Here is a 15,239-nt window from a genome sequence, read left to right on the forward strand (position 1 = left end):
ATGATCCCCGGTCTTATCACCGCCTTCCTGCTGGTGCTTTTTGTCGTGGGCTGCATTTGGCTATGGAGGCCGGGCGTGAAGCCCGTGCTGGATGCCGCTGCCCGCATGCCTCTGGATGACGAGAAGGAGGAAAGGGCATGACTTCCGCATGGACGTGGTATGTAGTGGCCATCACGGTGTTGAACCTGCTGGGCTGCGTCTGGCTGCTCAGGAGCAACATCAAGCGCCGCCCCACCGGTCCCAGGCCGGATGAAACCGGCCACGTGTGGGACGGCGACATTACCGAGTACAACAAGCCGTTGCCGCGGTGGTGGATCAACCTGTTCTACATCACCCTGGTGTTCTCCGTCGGTTACCTCCTCTGGTACGGCGTGGGCACGCTGAAGGGCTGGGGGCACTGGAGTTCGCGGTCCGAGTGGGCGATGGAGACGGCGGCCGAGAACGCACGTCTCGATGACACGCTTAAGCTGTATGCGGGCAAGCCTATCGACGAGCTCGCCCAGGACGCGGGCGCCGTATCGATCGGACGCGCGATCTTCATCAATCGCTGCGCCGCCTGCCATGGCTCCAGCGGGCACGGTGCCACCGGTTATCCGGATCTCACGGACGACATCTGGCACTGGGGCGGCACGCCGGCACGCATCCTGGACACGATCCAGAATGGTCGCCATGCGGTGATGCCCGCCTGGGCCAGTACGCTCACCGCGCAAGGTGGCGCGACGGCGGTGGACGACACGATTGCCTATGTGCTTTCGCTGTCGCGGCCCGATCAGCCCAAGGATGCCGTCGAACGCGGCGAGAAGATGTTTGCCGGCATCTGCAGCGCGTGCCATGGTCCACAAGGCAAGGGCAACCAGGTGATGGGCGCGCCTGACCTCACCGACCATTACTGGCTGTACGGGAGCAGCACGGCGTCGCTGCACAAGACGCTGGACGAGGGTCGCCAGGGCGTGATGCCGGCCTGGAAGGAGCAGTTGGGCGATACCCGCACCCGCCTGGTGGGCGCCTATGTCTGGACCCTGTCGCCGCACAAGGATCCGTCTCCCGCTGGCGCCGTGGTTGCCGAGTGATGACGGAACCTGACGCCAAGCCTCCGGAACGGGAGCCGACGCCTGCCTCGCAGCGCGTCGGCGCCATCCTCTGGCCGAGCTTCTTTGTCGCCGGGGTCATCTCGACGGTGTTCTTCACCATCGTGGACCCCGAGCGACTCAGGGACATCACCTTTCCGGCGCTGCGCCTCAGCCGTGAGCTGGGTTATTCGCTGGGCTTCTTCCTGTTCTGGCTGGCCACGGCCTCGTCGAGCCTGTTCACCTGGATCCTGCTGCGGCCGTCCCGGCTGGTGAAGCGCGGATTCCATTGCGGTAGCGCCCCATGAATCGCCGCATCCCGCTGCACGTCGTCGACGACGAGAGCAGTTCGTACTACGTCAGCGAGCGCAAGGTCTATCCGCGCGAGGTGTCGGGTACCTACAACCGCTTGCGCGTGGCGGCCGTGATCTGGCTGCTCGGCATGTACTACCTGTTTCCCTGGCTGCACTGGAACGGCAGGCAGGCCGTGCTGCTGGACCTGCCGGCGCGCAAGTTCCATGTGTTCGGCTGGATGTTCCTGCCGCAGGACTTCCTGTTCCTCTCCACGTTGTTGATCATTGCGGCGCTGGCACTGTTCTTCTTTACCGCGCTGGCCGGCCGGCTGTTTTGCGGCTATGCCTGCCCGCAGACGGTGTGGACCGAAGTGTCGCTGTGGATCGAGCGCTGGTGCGAGGGGGATCGCAACCGGCGCATGAAGCTCGATGCGGGCCCGTGGACGCGGGAGAAGATCCTGCGCAAGACGTGCAGGCATGTGTTGTGGGCGCTGTTCTCGCTGTGGACCGGCTTCACCTTCGTGGGCTACTTCAGCCCGATCGTGGACCTCGCACATCGCACGCCGTCCGGCTGGGGCGGTTGGGAGGCCTTCTGGATCCTGTTCTATGGATTCGCCACCTGGGGCAATGCAGGGTTCCTGCGCCAACAGGTGTGCAAGTACATGTGCCCGTATGCGCGCTTCCAGAGCGCCATGTTCGATCGCAACACGCTGATCATCGCCTACGACCCGATGCGCGGCGAGCCGCGCGGTCCGCGCAAGCGCGGCCTGTCCAGCGTGCTGGAGCGGGCGCGCGGTCTGCTCGACAAGGTAACGGCCTACGACTACGTGTTCCGGGCCAGCCAGCATCCGTCGGCCGCCGACAGCCGGGCGCAGGCGGGCGGAACCATTGCGCTGGCAAGCTCCGGCACGGTGGCCCAGCCGCTGCCGAAATTCACCGCCGAACTGCTGGGTGACTGCATCGACTGCACCATCTGCGTGCAGGTATGCCCGACGGGCATCGATATCCGCAATGGACTGCAGTACGAATGCATCGCCTGTGGTGCCTGCATCGATGCCTGTGACGACGTCATGGGCAAGCTGGGATATCCGAAAGGGCTGATCCGTTACACCACGCAGAACCAGATCGGCGGCAAGGCGGCCCGCGTGATGCGCCCGCGCATCTTCGTCTATGCCTGCCTGCTGTTGGCGTTGCTTGGGGGCTGGGTGTATGGCGTGACCCATCGCAGTGTGCTGCTCGCCGACGTGCTGCGCGATCGCAACGCGATGTACAGCCAGGCCAGTGACGGCTGCATCGAGAACAGCTACACGCTCAAACTGGTCAACAAGGAGCAGCAGACGCACCATTTCGTGATCGACGTGACCTCGGCGGACCTGCCGGGCATCGCGCTTCGTGGCGGTGCGCGGACGGTGCTGGCCCAGAGCGGTGAAGTGCTGTCGGTTCCTGTCACCGTCAGTGCTTCCGCCGAAGTGACGGGGCGACACGAGGTGCAGTTCGTCGTGCGCGGCACGGACGTGGACGCGGGCGTCACCATCAACAGCAGTTTCTTCGGACCTTCCCCATGAACACGACACGAAGCGCCTGGCGCGAGCCCATGGTGTGGATGCTGGTGGGCTTGCCGCTGGCGTCCGTGGCCATCGGCTTCGCACTCTTGTTTGCCGCCGTCCATCCGGGACGCGAAGACATGGAGACGGTCGGCCGGGTCACCAGGGTGGGCAAGTTGCTGGTCTCGGCGGAGGCCGCGGCACCGGCGACGGAAGTGGATACGCAAGGCGTGGTGTTGCGCACCAGGGGTGACATGCTCGAAGTGTTGCCGATGGACGGGGATTTCCCGCGTGGCGGCAAGCTCATCTTGACCCTGTCCGACGCGTCGGGTGGTGGACATACCTTCCACCTTTCGCCGAGTGAGCTGGGCTGGCGGGGCGTCGGCTCGTTGGAGGGCGATCGCGACTGGACGGTGCAGCTGGCGCCTGACAATGCGACGTGGCGCTTGCATGGACGCTGGATGCCCCGGGCCCGCTCGACCCGACTGATGCCCTGATCGTGGACGGCACGGTCGACGCTTTCAGTCGGGCGGGCATCGAGGCCTGCTATCACTGCGGCGAGGCCTTGCCGGCTTCGCCCGTCCTGCTGGATATCGACGGCTGCGTCAAAGGCTTCTGCTGCCACGGCTGCCTGGCTGCGGCCCAGTGGATCCGGTCGTCCGATCTTGGCGATTACTACCGTCTCCGGAGCGCCGCCGGCGCCCGCGTGGAGGGCGATGCGCCCGATCTGGGGGCGTGGGATCGCGATGACCTGCTGGCCGATCACGCCTTCCCGGTCACCGGAGGGCTGGAGATCACGCTGCTGACGGACGGCATGCGCTGCGCGGCCTGTGCGTGGTTGATCGACCGCGCCCTGCAGCGCGTGCCCGGCGTGTTCGACGTGGGAGCGAATGCAGTGACCGGTCGCGTGCGCATCGCCTGGGACCCAGCGCACGTACGGCTGTCAGCCGTGCTGGAGCGGCTCGCCTCGCTGGGTTATCGGCCCTATCTGGCGCATGGCGCGGCCAAGGAGCGCGAGCGGCTGGCGGAGCGTCGGCGCTGGCTGCTGCGGCTGGGCATCGCCGGGCTGGGCGCGATGCAGACCATGATGCTGTCCGAGGCGCTGTACCTGGACTTCGGCCATCACATGGCGCTGTACACGCGCGACTTTTTCCGCTGGGTGACCTTGCTGGTCTGCACGCCGGTGGTGTTCTACTCGGGCTGGCCCTTCCTGCTCGGTGGCTGGCGTGAACTGCGCCAGCGCCGTCCCGGCATGGACACGCTGGTGGCCGGCTCGACCCTGCTGGCCTATCTGGCGAGCGCGGTGGAAACGCTGCGCGGCGGCGTGCACGTGTGGTACGACGCAGCGGCGATGTTCGTCTTCCTGCTGCTGTGCGCGCGTATGCTGGAACAACGGGCTCGGCGCATCGCCAGCTCGCAGGTGGATGCGTTGGCGCGGGCGCGACCGGCCCTGGCGGTGCGGGAGCGCGCCGACGGCTCGCGCGAGTCGGTGCCGCTCACCACGTTGCAGGTGGGCGACATTGCCTGCGTGGCCGCGGGCGACGCGGTTCCGGCGGATGGCGAGCTGCTGGATGCACGGGCGTTGTTCGAGGAAGCCCTGCTGACGGGGGAGTCGCGTCCCGTCGAGAAGACGCGGGGTGCCCCGGTCTTTGCGGGCACGGTCTGCCGCGAGACGCCGGCGCGCATCGGGATTACCGGCATCGGCAGCGCCACCCGCCTGTCGCAACTCACGCGCCTCGTCGAACAGGCGCAGGCGCACCGACCGCCGATCGCGCGCCTGGCGGATCGCGTTGGCAGCGGGTTCGTGGTCGCGTTGCTGCTGGTTGCCCTGGCGGTCTACATGGGCTGGCGCATCCACGATCTTTCGCGCGCCTTCGAAGTCAGCTTGTCGCTGCTCGTCATCAGCTGTCCCTGCGCGCTGTCGCTGGCGGTGCCGGCGGCGCTCGCGGCGACGCATGGCGCGCTCGCGCGCCTGGGCGTGTTGTCACTGCGCGCCGAGGGGCTGGATACGCTGGCACGCGCCACGGACGTGGTGTTCGACAAGACCGGCACGCTCACGCGCGTGGAACCCGCCGTGGGTGAAGTCCACGCATGGGGCGACCTGTCGACGGACGAGGCCTTGGGCATCGCTGCTGCGCTGGAGCGCGACAGTGGGCATCCCATCGCCGCCGCGTTCGCCTCGGTCGTGACATCGCAGGTGGCGAGTGGCCTGCAGGTGCATGCCGGCCAGGGCTTGAGCGGCCTGGTCGATGGCGTGGCATGGCGGCTGGGCCGTGGTCCGTTCGCGGCGGGGCGCGATGACGATGGCCGGCTTTGGCTGGGTGACGGGACACGAGCCACCGCTTGCTTCGTGCTGGAAGAACGCCTGCGCACCGATGCGCAGGCGGCGGTGAAGGCGCTGCGTGGGCTGGGTCTGCATATCCATCTGGCCAGCGGCGACGCCATGGGCGCCGTGCAACGCTTGGGCGACCAGCTCGACATCGATAATGCGAACGCGCGCCAGAGTTCAGAGGACAAGCTGGCGCTCGTGCGTGGACTGCAGGCGCAGGGACGCATCGTCGCCATGGTCGGCGACGGCCTGAACGACGCGCCGGTGCTGGCGGGCGCGGACGTGTCGATGGCCATGGGCGAGGGCGCCTCGCTGGCGCAGCGCGCAGCCGACATGGTGCTGACGGCGCCATCGTTGCTGCGCATTCCCGCTGCGGTGCAACTGGCACGGCGCACCCAGCGCATCATTCGACAGAACTTCGCCTGGGCGGTTGGCTACAACCTGCTGGCGCTGCCGTTGGCGGTGACGGGACAGGTCACGCCGTCGCTGGCGGCGCTGGGCATGGCGGTGTCGTCGCTGGTGGTCACCCTCAATGCGCTGCGCCTGAGGCACGTGCCTGCGCCGGAGTCCTCGACATGATCATCCTGCTCCTGCTCATTCCCCTGAGCCTGATGCTGCTGGCGGTGGCGATCGGCGCGTTCGTGTGGGCCGTGCGCAAGGGGCAGTTCGACGACATGGATACACCGGCGCTCGACATCCTGCGTGATGACCGCGCCGTACCGCCGGACGTGCGTGACGCGACCGAAGGGCGACGGCATGGTTAACGGTGTGGCCCTGTCCGCGGTGTTTTTGACCAGCCTGCTGGGCGGCGTGCATTGCGCCGCGATGTGCGGGGGTATCGCCACCGGCTTCTCGGTGTGGTCGCCACGCATGGGTTGGGGTAATGCGTTGCAGCTGAACCTCGGGCGCGTGGCGGGCTATGTGCTGGCCGGCGCCGTGGTGGGCGGCATCGGTGATGGCGTGCTGCGCGTGTTCGAACTCGACGCGCTGGCCTTGGTCATGCGTACGGCGGTGGGGCTGGTCCTGGTGGTGATGGCGTTGCGATTGCTGGACCGCAGCGGGCGACTGGGCTTCCTGGCGCGCCCGGGAGCGAAGCTGTGGACCTGGCTGCAGCCCCTGCAGCGGCGCTTGTTGCCCGCCAACACCCCGGTGAAGCGGGTGGCTGCGGGCATGGTGTGGGGATGGCTGCCGTGCGGACTCAGCACCACGGTGCTGGTCGCCGCCTGGCTGTCGGCGAGTGCGCGTGAGGGCGCGCTGATCATGGCCGCGTTCGGCCTGGGCACCTTGCCGGTGATGCTGCCGCTGACCTGGTCGGGTGCGCGCATGGGGCGCTGGCTGCAGCGTCCCGCATGGCGATGCGCTGCGGCCTTGCTGGTGATGTCGGCCGGCGTGCTGACCCTGGCGGCGCCATGGCTGATGCAGGTGCGGGCGCTGCATGGGGTGCTCGGCATGCTGGGCTGCGGGCCGGCGCACGGTTAGGGGAGCGCTTGCGCACAGGGTGCGCTCGATGGGCGCGCGCCCTGTGCGCGATGCGTCCGGGCAAAGAAAAGGGCCGCCTGATGGGCGGCCCTTTCTGTCTGCGACACGAGGTCGATGCGACTCAGTAGCGGTAGTGGTCCGGCTTGTACGGGCCGTCCACCGGCACGCCGATATAGGCGGCCTGTTCCGGGGTCAGTCGGGTCAGCTTCACGCCGATCTGCTCAAGGTGCAGGCGAGCCACTTCCTCGTCCAGCTTCTTCGGCAGGCGGTACACCGTCTTGTCGTAGAAGTCCTTGTTCGCCCACAGGTCGAGCTGGGCCAGCGTCTGGTTGGAGAAGCTGTTGGACATCACGAAGCTCGGGTGGCCGTGGGCGCAGCCCAGGTTCACCAGGCGGCCTTCGGCCAGCATGTAGATGCTGCGGCCGGTCTGCTCGAACGTGTAGCGATCCACCTGCGGCTTGATGGTTTCGCGCGACACGCCCTTGGCGGTGTTGAGGCGATCCATCTGGATTTCGTTGTCGAAGTGGCCGATGTTGCACACCAGGGCATTGTTCTTCATCGCCGCCATGTGCTCCAGCGTGATGATGTCCTTGTTGCCGGTGGTGGTGACGTAGATGTCGCCCAGGCCCAGGGTGTCTTCGATGGTGGTGACCTGGAAGCCTTCCATCGCGGCCTGCAGGGCGTTGATGGGGTCGATCTCGGTGACGATCACGCGCGCGCCGAAGCCCTTGAGCGAATGGGCGCAACCCTTGCCCACGTCGCCGTAGCCGCACACCACGGCGACCTTGCCGGCGACCATCAGGTCGGTGGCGCGCTTGATGCCGTCGGCCAGCGATTCGCGGCAACCGTACAGGTTGTCGAACTTGGACTTGGTCACCGAGTCATTGACGTTGATGGCCGGCACCAGCAGCTTGCCGGCTTCGGCCAGCTGGTACAGGCGATGCACGCCGGTGGTGGTTTCTTCGGACACGCCCTTCCATTCGGCGGCGATCTTCTTGAACCAGCCCGGACGCGCGGCGGCGGTGCGCTTGACCAGGTCCTTGATGACCTGCTCTTCGTGGTTGCCGCTGGGCGTGTTCACCCAGTCGCTGCCGTCTTCGAGTTCCACGCCCTTGTGGATGAACAAGGTCGCATCGCCGCCGTCGTCCACGATCAGCTGCGGACCGAGCTCACCCGGGTGGGTGAGCATGTCGAGCGTGCACTCCCAGTACTCTTCCAGCGTCTCGCCCTTCCAGGCGAACACCGGCAGGCCGCCGGCGGCCAGCGCGGCCGCTACGTCGTCCTGGGTGGAGAAGATGTTGCAGGAAGCCCAGCGCACCGAGGCACCCAGCTCGCGCAGGGTTTCGGCCAGCACGGCGGTTTCCTTGGTGCAGTGGAGCGAGCCGGACAGGCGCACGCCCTTGAGCGGCTTGTCCTTGGAATAGCGGGCGCGGATCTGCATCAGGCCCGGCATTTCCTCTTCCGCCATGCGGATGCGGCGGCGGCCCAGCTCGGCGAGCGAGATGTCACGGACCTTGAAGTCCTGCGAAGCGTCGTTTTTCGTGACTGCGTTCATGTAAAGCTCCGGTTTTATCAAGATGGCCGGCGATGCTCGGCCGGTTGCTGCGATCGAAATCGCCATAAAGCCGGGCGCCGTTCAAGAACGTGCCACGTCGAGCCTGGCCGTGTCGTCACGGTCGCAGCGCCCCTCGACGGGCAGGCCCGATATTCTAACCGCAATGCCCCTCGTCCGAGAAAAGCGCGGCGGGGCGGGCGCTGCGGGCGATGTCAGCCGAGGGTGAGATGCCGCCCGGCGGCGCCCGTCCTGGCCGCGGGTCGCGTGGTTCGCGAAGGCTATTTGCTGCATTTGGACGTCCAAATGCACCATGCGGCCGCACAATTGGTTAGTCTTGGCGTTCCATCCGGGGACGCAGCCATGCCAGACCATCGCGATACCGAATACCTGCTGCACGATGGCCCGCTTCGCGAGGACGTCAGCCGACTCGGCGCGATGGTTGGGAAAATGCTGGCCGAACAAGGAGGCACGGCGTTCTACGAGCGGGTGGAGGCGGTGCGCACGGCAGCCATCCGCCGCCGCCGCGAGGGCCGCGCGGTGGACGCGCTGGCCGCGTCGCTGGCCGGGCTGCAAGCCGATGACGCGCAGGCGCTGGCGCGGGCCTTCGCCACCTATTTCCAGGTCGTCAACATCGCCGAGCGCGTGCACCGCATCCGCCGCCGCCGCGATTACCAGCGCGAGGAAGGCGCGCCCCAGCCGGAGTCGCTGCTCGATGCGCTGATGCAATTGAAGGCACAGGGCGTGGACGCGGCCGAGTTGCTCGAATGGCTGGAACGGTTACAGGTGGAACCGGTTTTCACGGCGCATCCCACCGAGGCCGTGCGCCGTTCGTTGCTGGAGAAGGAACAATCGATCGTGCGCGCCCTGGTCGACAACTTCGACCCCACGCGTACGCCGCAGGAGCGCAAGGAGGACGACGACCGCATCTTCATGGCCCTCAACGCCGGCTGGCAGACGGCCGAGGCATCACCGGTGCGCCCGACGGTGCAGGACGAACACCATCACGTCGGCTTCTACCTGGCCAATCCGATCTACCGCATCGTCCCCGCGGTATACGAATCGCTGGCCGATGCCCTGCAGGCGGTCTACGGCGTGGCCGTGCCGCTGCCACGCCTGCTCGGCTTCGCCACCTGGGTCGGCGGTGACATGGACGGCAACCCGAACGTGGGCGCCGCGACGATCGCCAGCAGCCTGGCCACGCAGCGCGCCCATGTACTCGAGCACTACATCGAGGACGTCGCGGGCCTGGCGCGCCTGCTCAGCCAGACCGAGGGGCGCGTGGCCGTCGATAGCGCGCTGGCACGGCGGCTCGCCGACTATCGCGTGCGCTTTCCCGAGGCTGCCGCCCAGGTGCGCCCGCGGCATGCGGACATGCCGTATCGCGGCCTGTTGACGGTGATCGGCGCGCGCCTGGAGGCGACGCATGACGACAATCATCCGGAAGGCTATACGTCCACGCGCGACTTGCTAGACGACCTGCACCTGATCGCCGGCAGCCTGGTCGATCATCGTGGCCTGCATGCCGGGGCCTATGCCGTGCAGCGCCTGATCTGGCGCGTCCGCACTTTTGGCTTCCACCTGGCCAGGCTCGATGTACGGCAGGATTCGCGCGTGCACGACGACGCGCTGGGCTTGCTGCTTGGCGACAGCGCCTGGGCCACGCGCGACATCGGCGAGCGGGTGGAGCGGTTGCGTCCGCTGGCGGGTGGGCTGCAGTCGCTGGCGCCCAGTGACGAACCCGCCGCGGCAGCGCTGCGCGACGTGTTCGCCACGCTTCATGATGCACGCGGGCGCTATGGCAGCGAGGCGATCGGGCTTTACATCATCAGCATGGCGCGTTCGGCCGCGGACGTGTTGACGGTGCTGGCGCTGGCCCGGCACGGCGGGCTGGTCTGCGATGGTGGCGTGCCGCTGGACATCGCGCCACTGTTCGAGACCGTCGACGACCTGGCCAATGCACCCGCGACGCTGCGGGCGTTGTTCGACGACCCGGTTTACCGCGCGCACCTCGCTTCGCGCGGCGGCCGCCAGTGGGTGATGCTGGGCTACTCCGATAGCGGCAAGGACGGCGGCACCCTGGCATCGCGCTGGGGCTTGCAGCGCGCCCAGGTGGAGTTGCTGGACGTGGCCGCGTCCGCCGGCATCCGCCTGTCGTTCTTCCATGGCCGCGGCGGCTCGGCGAGCCGGGGTGGTTCGCGTATTGCGCCGGCATTGATGTCGTCGCCGCGCGGCTCGGTGGCGGGCGTGCTGCGCGTCACCGAGCAGGGCGAGGTGATCCATCGCAAGTACGGCATCCGCGCGCTGGCGCTGCGCAACCTGGAGCAGACCATTGGCGCGGTATTGCGCGCCTCGTTGCGGCCTCGCGAGCAGGAGGCGCGCGAGGAAGCCTGGCGTTCGCGCATGGCCGGGCTGGCGGCGCGCAGTCGCGAGCACTACCGCGCCTTTGTCGATCGCGAAGGCTTCGTCGACTATTTCCGCGCGGCCACGCCGATCGACGTGATCGAGCGCATGACGCTGGGCTCGCGTCCGTCGCGTCGACGGAGCATGCGGGGTGTGCAGGACCTGCGCGCGATTCCCTGGGTGTTCGCGTGGACGCAGTGCCGCTCGATCCTGCCCGGGTGGTATGGGCTGGGCACGGCGCTCGAGTGGGGCGCGGCGCAGTACGGCGAGGCCGCGATGGCCGAGATGGCCGGCCAGTGGCCGTTCTTCGCCAACATGCTCGACGACGTGGCAATGGTGCTGGCCAAGTGCGACCTCGACATCGCCGAGGCCTTCTCGCGCCTGGCGGGCCCGTTGCACGAACCGTTCTTCGGCCTGATCCGCACGGAGTTCGAACTGACCCGGCGCTGGTTGCTGCGGCTCAGGCAGGGTGATGTCCTGTTGCAGAATGAGCCGCGACTGGCGGTGTCCATCGGTCTGCGCAATCCTTACGTGGATCCGATGAGCCTGCTGCAGCTTGACCTGCTGCAACGCTGGCGTGCAGGCGGCGAGTCGGACGAAGCCTTGCTCGGCGCGCTGGTGGCCTGCGTCAATGGCGTGTCGCAAGGCCTGCAGAACACCGGTTGAGGTCGAAGGAACAGAGTCGTTCAACAAGCAACAGGGGGATGGAGATGATGTTTTTACGTCGGTGGTTGGTTGGCGTCGTGCTGGCGCTTGCCTGCGTGGGTGGCGCCCATGCGCAGAGTGACCTGCCGGATCCGCAGGGCGATGACGTCCAGCTCAGGCGCCTGCTGGTGGATTTCCGCATGGTGCAGATCCTGCGCGTCGGCGTGGCCAGGGACGGGGCGAAGCTCAACGGCACGCCACTGGCAGGCCTGTTCGACCAGCTCAACTCGACGCCCGAAGAGACGCTGGCCGAAGTGATCGCACCGTCGCTGCGCGGCCACGTCAGCGAAGACGATGCGCGCAAGATCGGCGACTTCCTGGAAACCGAATCGGGCCGTGCGCTCACCCAGTGGATGCTGCAGCGCGTGAGCAATCCGGGCGACTTGACCTCGAAGCCGCCCAAGGGCAATCCAAAGGAAATGAAGGCCTTCATGGCCAACGGCGGCTATGCCGCGATGGGTGCCTTTTCGACCTACCTGCAATCACAGGAGTTCCAGCGCAAGGCGGTCATTGCGCTGCTGCACTACCTGACCCGGCCGGAAGCGAACAACTAAGCACGTGGCGGAGCGGGCGCCTCAGGCGTCCAGCTCCGCCCAGCGCGCATAGGCGGTGTCCAGCTCGGCCTGCAGCCTGGCCAGCGCCTCGTTGGCCTTGAGGATGGCGGTGTTTTCCTGCTGATAGAAGGCCGGATCGTTCATGGCCTCGCTGTGTGCCGCGATGTCCGCTTCGAGCTTCTCGATGCGCAGCGGCAGCTGCTCGAGTTCGCGCGCGTCCTTGTAGCTGAGCTTTCGCTTCGGCTCGGCAGGAATGCTCGCCACCGGGGCCACCTTGTTGCCGGCCCTGGCGGGAGCGACCGATGCGGCGGCCGGCGCCGCCTTCTGCCGCACCCAGTCGCTATAGCCGCCCACGTACTCGCCGATCCGGCCGTCACCTTCCAGCACCAGCGTGCTGGAGACGACGTTGTCGAGGAAGGCGCGATCATGCGACACCAGCAGCAGGGTGCCCTGGTATTCGGTGAGCAGTTCTTCCAGCAGCTCCAGCGTCTCCACGTCGAGATCGTTGGTCGGTTCGTCCATCACCAGCAGGTTCGACGGCTGGGCGAACAACTTGGCCAGCAGCAGGCGATTGCGCTCGCCGCCCGAGAGGCGGGTGATGGGGGCGCGCGCCCGCTCGGGTGAAAACAGGAAATCCTGCAGGTAGCCGATGATGTGCTTGCGGCTGCCGTTGAGCTCGATGTACTCGCGGCCCTCGGCGACGTTGTCCAGCGCGTTGAGCTTGTCATTGAGCTGCACGCGGTGCTGGTCGAAGTAGGCGACCTGGATGCCGGTGCCGAGCGTGGCGTGGCCGCGCTGCGGCGCGAGCTCGCCCAGCATGATCTTGAGCAGCGTGCTCTTGCCGGCGCCATTGGGGCCGATGATGCCCACGCGATCGCCGCGCATGATGGTGGTGCTGAGGTTTTCGATCAACACGCGCCCGTCGTACGACTGGTGCACGTGTTCCAGGTCGATCACTTTCTTGCCGGACGCCTGCGCGCTGGCGGCGGTCATCCTCACGTTGCCGGACAGCTCGCGGCGCTGGGCGCGCTCCACGCGCAGCGCCTTGAGCGCGCGCACGCGGCCTTCGTTGCGCGTGCGACGCGCCTTGATGCCCTGGCGGATCCACACTTCTTCCTGCGCCAGCTTCTTGTCGAACAGCGCATTGGCCTGCGCCTCGGCATGCAGGCGCTCTTCGCGGCGGCGCAGGTAGTTGTCGTAGTCGCCCGGCCAGTCGGTGAGCTGGCCGCGGTCGATCTCGACGATGCGCGTGGCCAGCGCACGCAGGAAGCTGCGGTCATGCGTGATGAAGATGATGCTGCCGTCGAACTGGCGCAGGAATCCTTCCAGCCAGTCGATCGCCTCGACGTCGAGGTGGTTGGTCGGCTCGTCCAGCAACAGCACGTCGGGTTTGCGCACCAGTGCCTGCGCCAGCAGCACGCGGCGCTTCATGCCGCCGGAGAGGGCATCGAAGTCGGTCTCGGCCGGAAGCTCCAGCCGGGTCAGCACATCGGTGACGCGTCGATCCAGGTCCCAGCCATTGCCGGCATCGATCAGCATCTGCACATCGCCGGCGGCATCCATGTCGCCTTCGGCCAGCAGGTGGTGATAACGGGCCAACAGGTGACCCAGGTCACCAAGGCCTTCGGCGACCACATCGAACACGCTGCCGGCCGTGTCCTGCGGTACTTCCTGGGCCATGCGCGCGACGACCACGCCGCCCTGCAGGCGTATTTCGCCGTCGTCGGGCTTGAGTTCGCCGGCGATGAGTTTCATCAGGGTGGACTTGCCTTCGCCATTGCGACCGACAATGCACACGCGCTCGTTCGCTTCGATCGACAGATCGACGTGTTCGAGCAGGAGGGGGCCGCCGATGCTGAAATCGACGCGCTGAAGCTGGATAAGAGACATCGCTCTATTCTAGGCGATCGGGACGGTCAGCGCCGGAAAGCGGACGCATGCGCATGCGGACGCACGACGCACAAACGAAGAGGGCCGCACGTGGCGGCCCTCTTCATGAAGCACGGCGATGGTTGGCCTTACTTCAGCTTGGCATCGGCGCGCAGCGCCTCGGCCTTATCGGTCTTTTCCCACGAGAACGCGGTGTAGGTCTTGCCGTCCGGACCCTTCACTTCGTACGGGGTGCGGCCGAAGTGACCGTAGCTGGCGGTCTGCTGGTACATCGGGTGCACCAGGTCGAGCATCTTGATGATGCCGTACGGGCGCAGGTCGAAGTGCTTGCGGATCAGCTTCTCGATCTTCTCGTCGGCGATCTTGCCGGTGCCGAAGGTGGTGACCGAGATGGAGGTCGGCTCGGCTACGCCGATGGCGTAGCTCACCTGCACTTCGCAACGGTCGGCGATGCCGGCGGCCACGATGTTCTTGGCGACATAACGCGCGGCGTAGGCAGCCGAACGGTCGACCTTGGACGGATCCTTGCCCGAGAACGCACCACCACCGTGACGGGCCCAGCCGCCGTAGGTATCGACGATGATCTTGCGACCGGTCAGGCCGCAATCGCCCACCGGGCCACCGATCACGAACTTGCCGGTCGGATTGATGTGGAACTTGGTGCCCTTGTGCAGCAGCTTGGCCGGCAGCACGGGCTTGAGGATGTGCTCGCGCACGGCTTCGATCAGATCCTTCTGCTTCACGCTAGGATCGTGCTGGGTCGACAGCACCACGGCGTCGATGGCGGTGGCGACACCGTCTTCGTAACGCAGGGTGACCTGGCTCTTGGCGTCCGGACGCAGCCACGGCAGCGGCGAGTTCTTCTTCTTGCGGACCTTGGCCTGCTGCTCGACCAGGCGGTGCGAGTAGTAGATCGCAGCCGGCATGTAGTCCTTGGTTTCGTTGGTCGCGTAGCCGAACATCAGGCCCTGGTCGCCAGCGCCCTGTTCTTCCGGCTTCTTGCGGTCCACGCCCTGGTTGATGTCCGGCGACTGCTTGCCGATCAGGTTCAGCACGCCGCAGGTCTCGCCGTCGAAGCCGACCTCGGAGGAGTCGTAGCCGATGTCGACGATGACCTTGCGGGTCAGCGCTTCCAGGTCGATCCAGGCGCTGGTGGTGATTTCGCCGGCGACGATGGCCACGCCCGTCTTCACCATCGTTTCGCAGGCCACGCGCGCACGCGGATCCTGCGCGATGATCGCATCGAGGACGGCATCGGAGATCTGGTCGGCGACTTTGTCCGGGTGGCCTTCAGAAACCGACTCGGAGGTGAAGAGGAAGTTGCTCATCGCGGGTTATATCCTTCCTTACGGATAGAAAGATGAAAGGGGTGGGGCATGATACACGGGGTGTCCCCGTTTTGCAGCCTCAGCATGGGGGCCGG

General features: G+C 66.9%; 13 protein-coding genes and 1 riboswitch. Of the genes, 10 read left to right on the forward strand and 3 right to left on the reverse strand.

The window, feature by feature from the left end; translation table 11 throughout:
- Genes ACXU4B_RS12265 through ACXU4B_RS12300 form a run of 8 tightly spaced genes read left to right on the forward strand, consistent with a single transcriptional unit; the run spans position 1 to position 6,712 of the window.
- Positions 1 to 141, forward strand: coding sequence for a cbb3-type cytochrome oxidase subunit 3 (locus ACXU4B_RS12265; protein WP_131412141.1), 141 nt, complete (start codon positions 1 to 3; stop codon positions 139 to 141).
- Complete coding sequence (ccoP, locus tag ACXU4B_RS12270; RefSeq protein ID WP_131412139.1) at positions 138 to 1,070, forward strand: cytochrome-c oxidase, cbb3-type subunit III; 933 nt, start codon at positions 138 to 140, stop codon at positions 1,068 to 1,070. Before ACXU4B_RS12265 ends, ccoP begins: the two co-directional genes overlap by 4 nt.
- Positions 1,070 to 1,375 (forward strand): hypothetical protein, encoded by a 306-nt coding sequence (locus tag ACXU4B_RS12275; RefSeq protein WP_131412137.1) that lies wholly within the window; start codon positions 1,070 to 1,072, stop codon positions 1,373 to 1,375. Before ccoP ends, ACXU4B_RS12275 begins: the two co-directional genes overlap by 1 nt.
- Positions 1,372 to 2,925, forward strand: coding sequence for a 4Fe-4S dicluster domain-containing protein (locus ACXU4B_RS12280; protein WP_131412136.1), 1,554 nt, complete (start codon positions 1,372 to 1,374; stop codon positions 2,923 to 2,925). The genes ACXU4B_RS12275 and ACXU4B_RS12280 overlap by 4 nt, the downstream gene beginning before the upstream one ends.
- Positions 2,922 to 3,401, forward strand: coding sequence for a hypothetical protein (locus tag ACXU4B_RS12285; RefSeq protein WP_131412133.1), 480 nt, complete (start codon positions 2,922 to 2,924; stop codon positions 3,399 to 3,401). Before ACXU4B_RS12280 ends, ACXU4B_RS12285 begins: the two co-directional genes overlap by 4 nt.
- The gene (locus ACXU4B_RS12290; RefSeq protein ID WP_240734152.1) at positions 3,344 to 5,812 is read left to right on the forward strand and encodes a heavy metal translocating P-type ATPase; all 2,469 of its coding nucleotides are present in this window, start codon (positions 3,344 to 3,346) and stop codon (positions 5,810 to 5,812) included. Before ACXU4B_RS12285 ends, ACXU4B_RS12290 begins: the two co-directional genes overlap by 58 nt.
- Complete coding sequence (ccoS, locus tag ACXU4B_RS12295) at positions 5,809 to 5,997, forward strand: cbb3-type cytochrome oxidase assembly protein CcoS (RefSeq protein WP_131412131.1); 189 nt, start codon at positions 5,809 to 5,811, stop codon at positions 5,995 to 5,997. Before ACXU4B_RS12290 ends, ccoS begins: the two co-directional genes overlap by 4 nt.
- Entirely contained in the window at positions 5,990 to 6,712 is a 723-nt protein-coding gene (locus tag ACXU4B_RS12300; protein ID WP_131412129.1) for a sulfite exporter TauE/SafE family protein, read from the forward strand. The genes ccoS and ACXU4B_RS12300 overlap by 8 nt, the downstream gene beginning before the upstream one ends.
- Positions 6,713 to 6,833: 121 nt before the next feature.
- Here ACXU4B_RS12300 and ahcY read toward each other — a convergent pair whose 3' ends face one another.
- Positions 6,834 to 8,267 carry an adenosylhomocysteinase gene (ahcY, locus tag ACXU4B_RS12305; protein ID WP_131412127.1) on the reverse strand — a complete coding sequence of 478 codons (1,434 nt, stop codon included), beginning with the start codon at positions 8,265 to 8,267 and terminating at the stop codon, positions 6,834 to 6,836.
- Positions 8,268 to 8,332: 65 nt separating this feature from the next.
- Positions 8,333 to 8,408, reverse strand: a riboswitch (S-adenosyl-L-homocysteine riboswitch).
- Positions 8,409 to 8,627: 219 nt separating this feature from the next.
- Here ahcY and ppc point away from each other — a divergent pair.
- Together ppc and ACXU4B_RS12315 are read left to right on the forward strand one after the other, a co-directional pair.
- Complete coding sequence (gene ppc, locus ACXU4B_RS12310; RefSeq protein ID WP_131412125.1) at positions 8,628 to 11,333, forward strand: phosphoenolpyruvate carboxylase; 2,706 nt, start codon at positions 8,628 to 8,630, stop codon at positions 11,331 to 11,333.
- A 44-nt stretch (positions 11,334 to 11,377) separates the two neighbouring features.
- Positions 11,378 to 11,926 (forward strand): hypothetical protein, encoded by a 549-nt coding sequence (locus ACXU4B_RS12315; RefSeq protein WP_131412123.1) that lies wholly within the window; start codon positions 11,378 to 11,380, stop codon positions 11,924 to 11,926.
- Positions 11,927 to 11,947: 21 nt separating this feature from the next.
- Here the strand turns inward: ACXU4B_RS12315 and ACXU4B_RS12320 are convergent, their stop codons facing one another.
- Together ACXU4B_RS12320 and metK are read right to left on the reverse strand one after the other, a co-directional pair.
- Positions 11,948 to 13,816, reverse strand: a complete 1,869-nt coding sequence (locus ACXU4B_RS12320; RefSeq protein WP_131412121.1) for an ATP-binding cassette domain-containing protein — start codon at positions 13,814 to 13,816, stop codon at positions 11,948 to 11,950.
- Positions 13,817 to 13,944: 128 nt separating this feature from the next.
- Positions 13,945 to 15,144 (reverse strand): methionine adenosyltransferase, encoded by a 1,200-nt coding sequence (gene metK, locus ACXU4B_RS12325; RefSeq protein ID WP_046972210.1) that lies wholly within the window; start codon positions 15,142 to 15,144, stop codon positions 13,945 to 13,947.
- Positions 15,145 to 15,239: the final 95 nt, after the last annotated feature.

This window comes from Dyella soli, assembly GCF_054482295.1.

Coding starts and splice junctions, on each gene's coding strand:
- ACXU4B_RS12265 (WP_131412141.1), top strand. CDS start 1: ATGATCCCCGGTCTTATCACCGCCTTCCTGCTGGTGCTTTTTGTCGTG.
- ACXU4B_RS12320 (WP_131412121.1), bottom strand. CDS start 13,816: ATGTCTCTTATCCAGCTTCAGCGCGTCGATTTCAGCATCGGCGGCCCC.
- ppc (WP_131412125.1), top strand. CDS start 8,628: ATGCCAGACCATCGCGATACCGAATACCTGCTGCACGATGGCCCGCTT.
- ccoP (WP_131412139.1), top strand. CDS start 138: ATGACTTCCGCATGGACGTGGTATGTAGTGGCCATCACGGTGTTGAAC.
- ACXU4B_RS12315 (WP_131412123.1), top strand. CDS start 11,378: ATGATGTTTTTACGTCGGTGGTTGGTTGGCGTCGTGCTGGCGCTTGCC.
- ahcY (WP_131412127.1), bottom strand. CDS start 8,267: ATGAACGCAGTCACGAAAAACGACGCTTCGCAGGACTTCAAGGTCCGT.
- ACXU4B_RS12300 (WP_131412129.1), top strand. CDS start 5,990: ATGGTTAACGGTGTGGCCCTGTCCGCGGTGTTTTTGACCAGCCTGCTG.
- metK (WP_046972210.1), bottom strand. CDS start 15,144: ATGAGCAACTTCCTCTTCACCTCCGAGTCGGTTTCTGAAGGCCACCCG.
- ACXU4B_RS12285 (WP_131412133.1), top strand. CDS start 2,922: ATGAACACGACACGAAGCGCCTGGCGCGAGCCCATGGTGTGGATGCTG.
- ccoS (WP_131412131.1), top strand. CDS start 5,809: ATGATCATCCTGCTCCTGCTCATTCCCCTGAGCCTGATGCTGCTGGCG.
- ACXU4B_RS12280 (WP_131412136.1), top strand. CDS start 1,372: ATGAATCGCCGCATCCCGCTGCACGTCGTCGACGACGAGAGCAGTTCG.
- ACXU4B_RS12275 (WP_131412137.1), top strand. CDS start 1,070: ATGACGGAACCTGACGCCAAGCCTCCGGAACGGGAGCCGACGCCTGCC.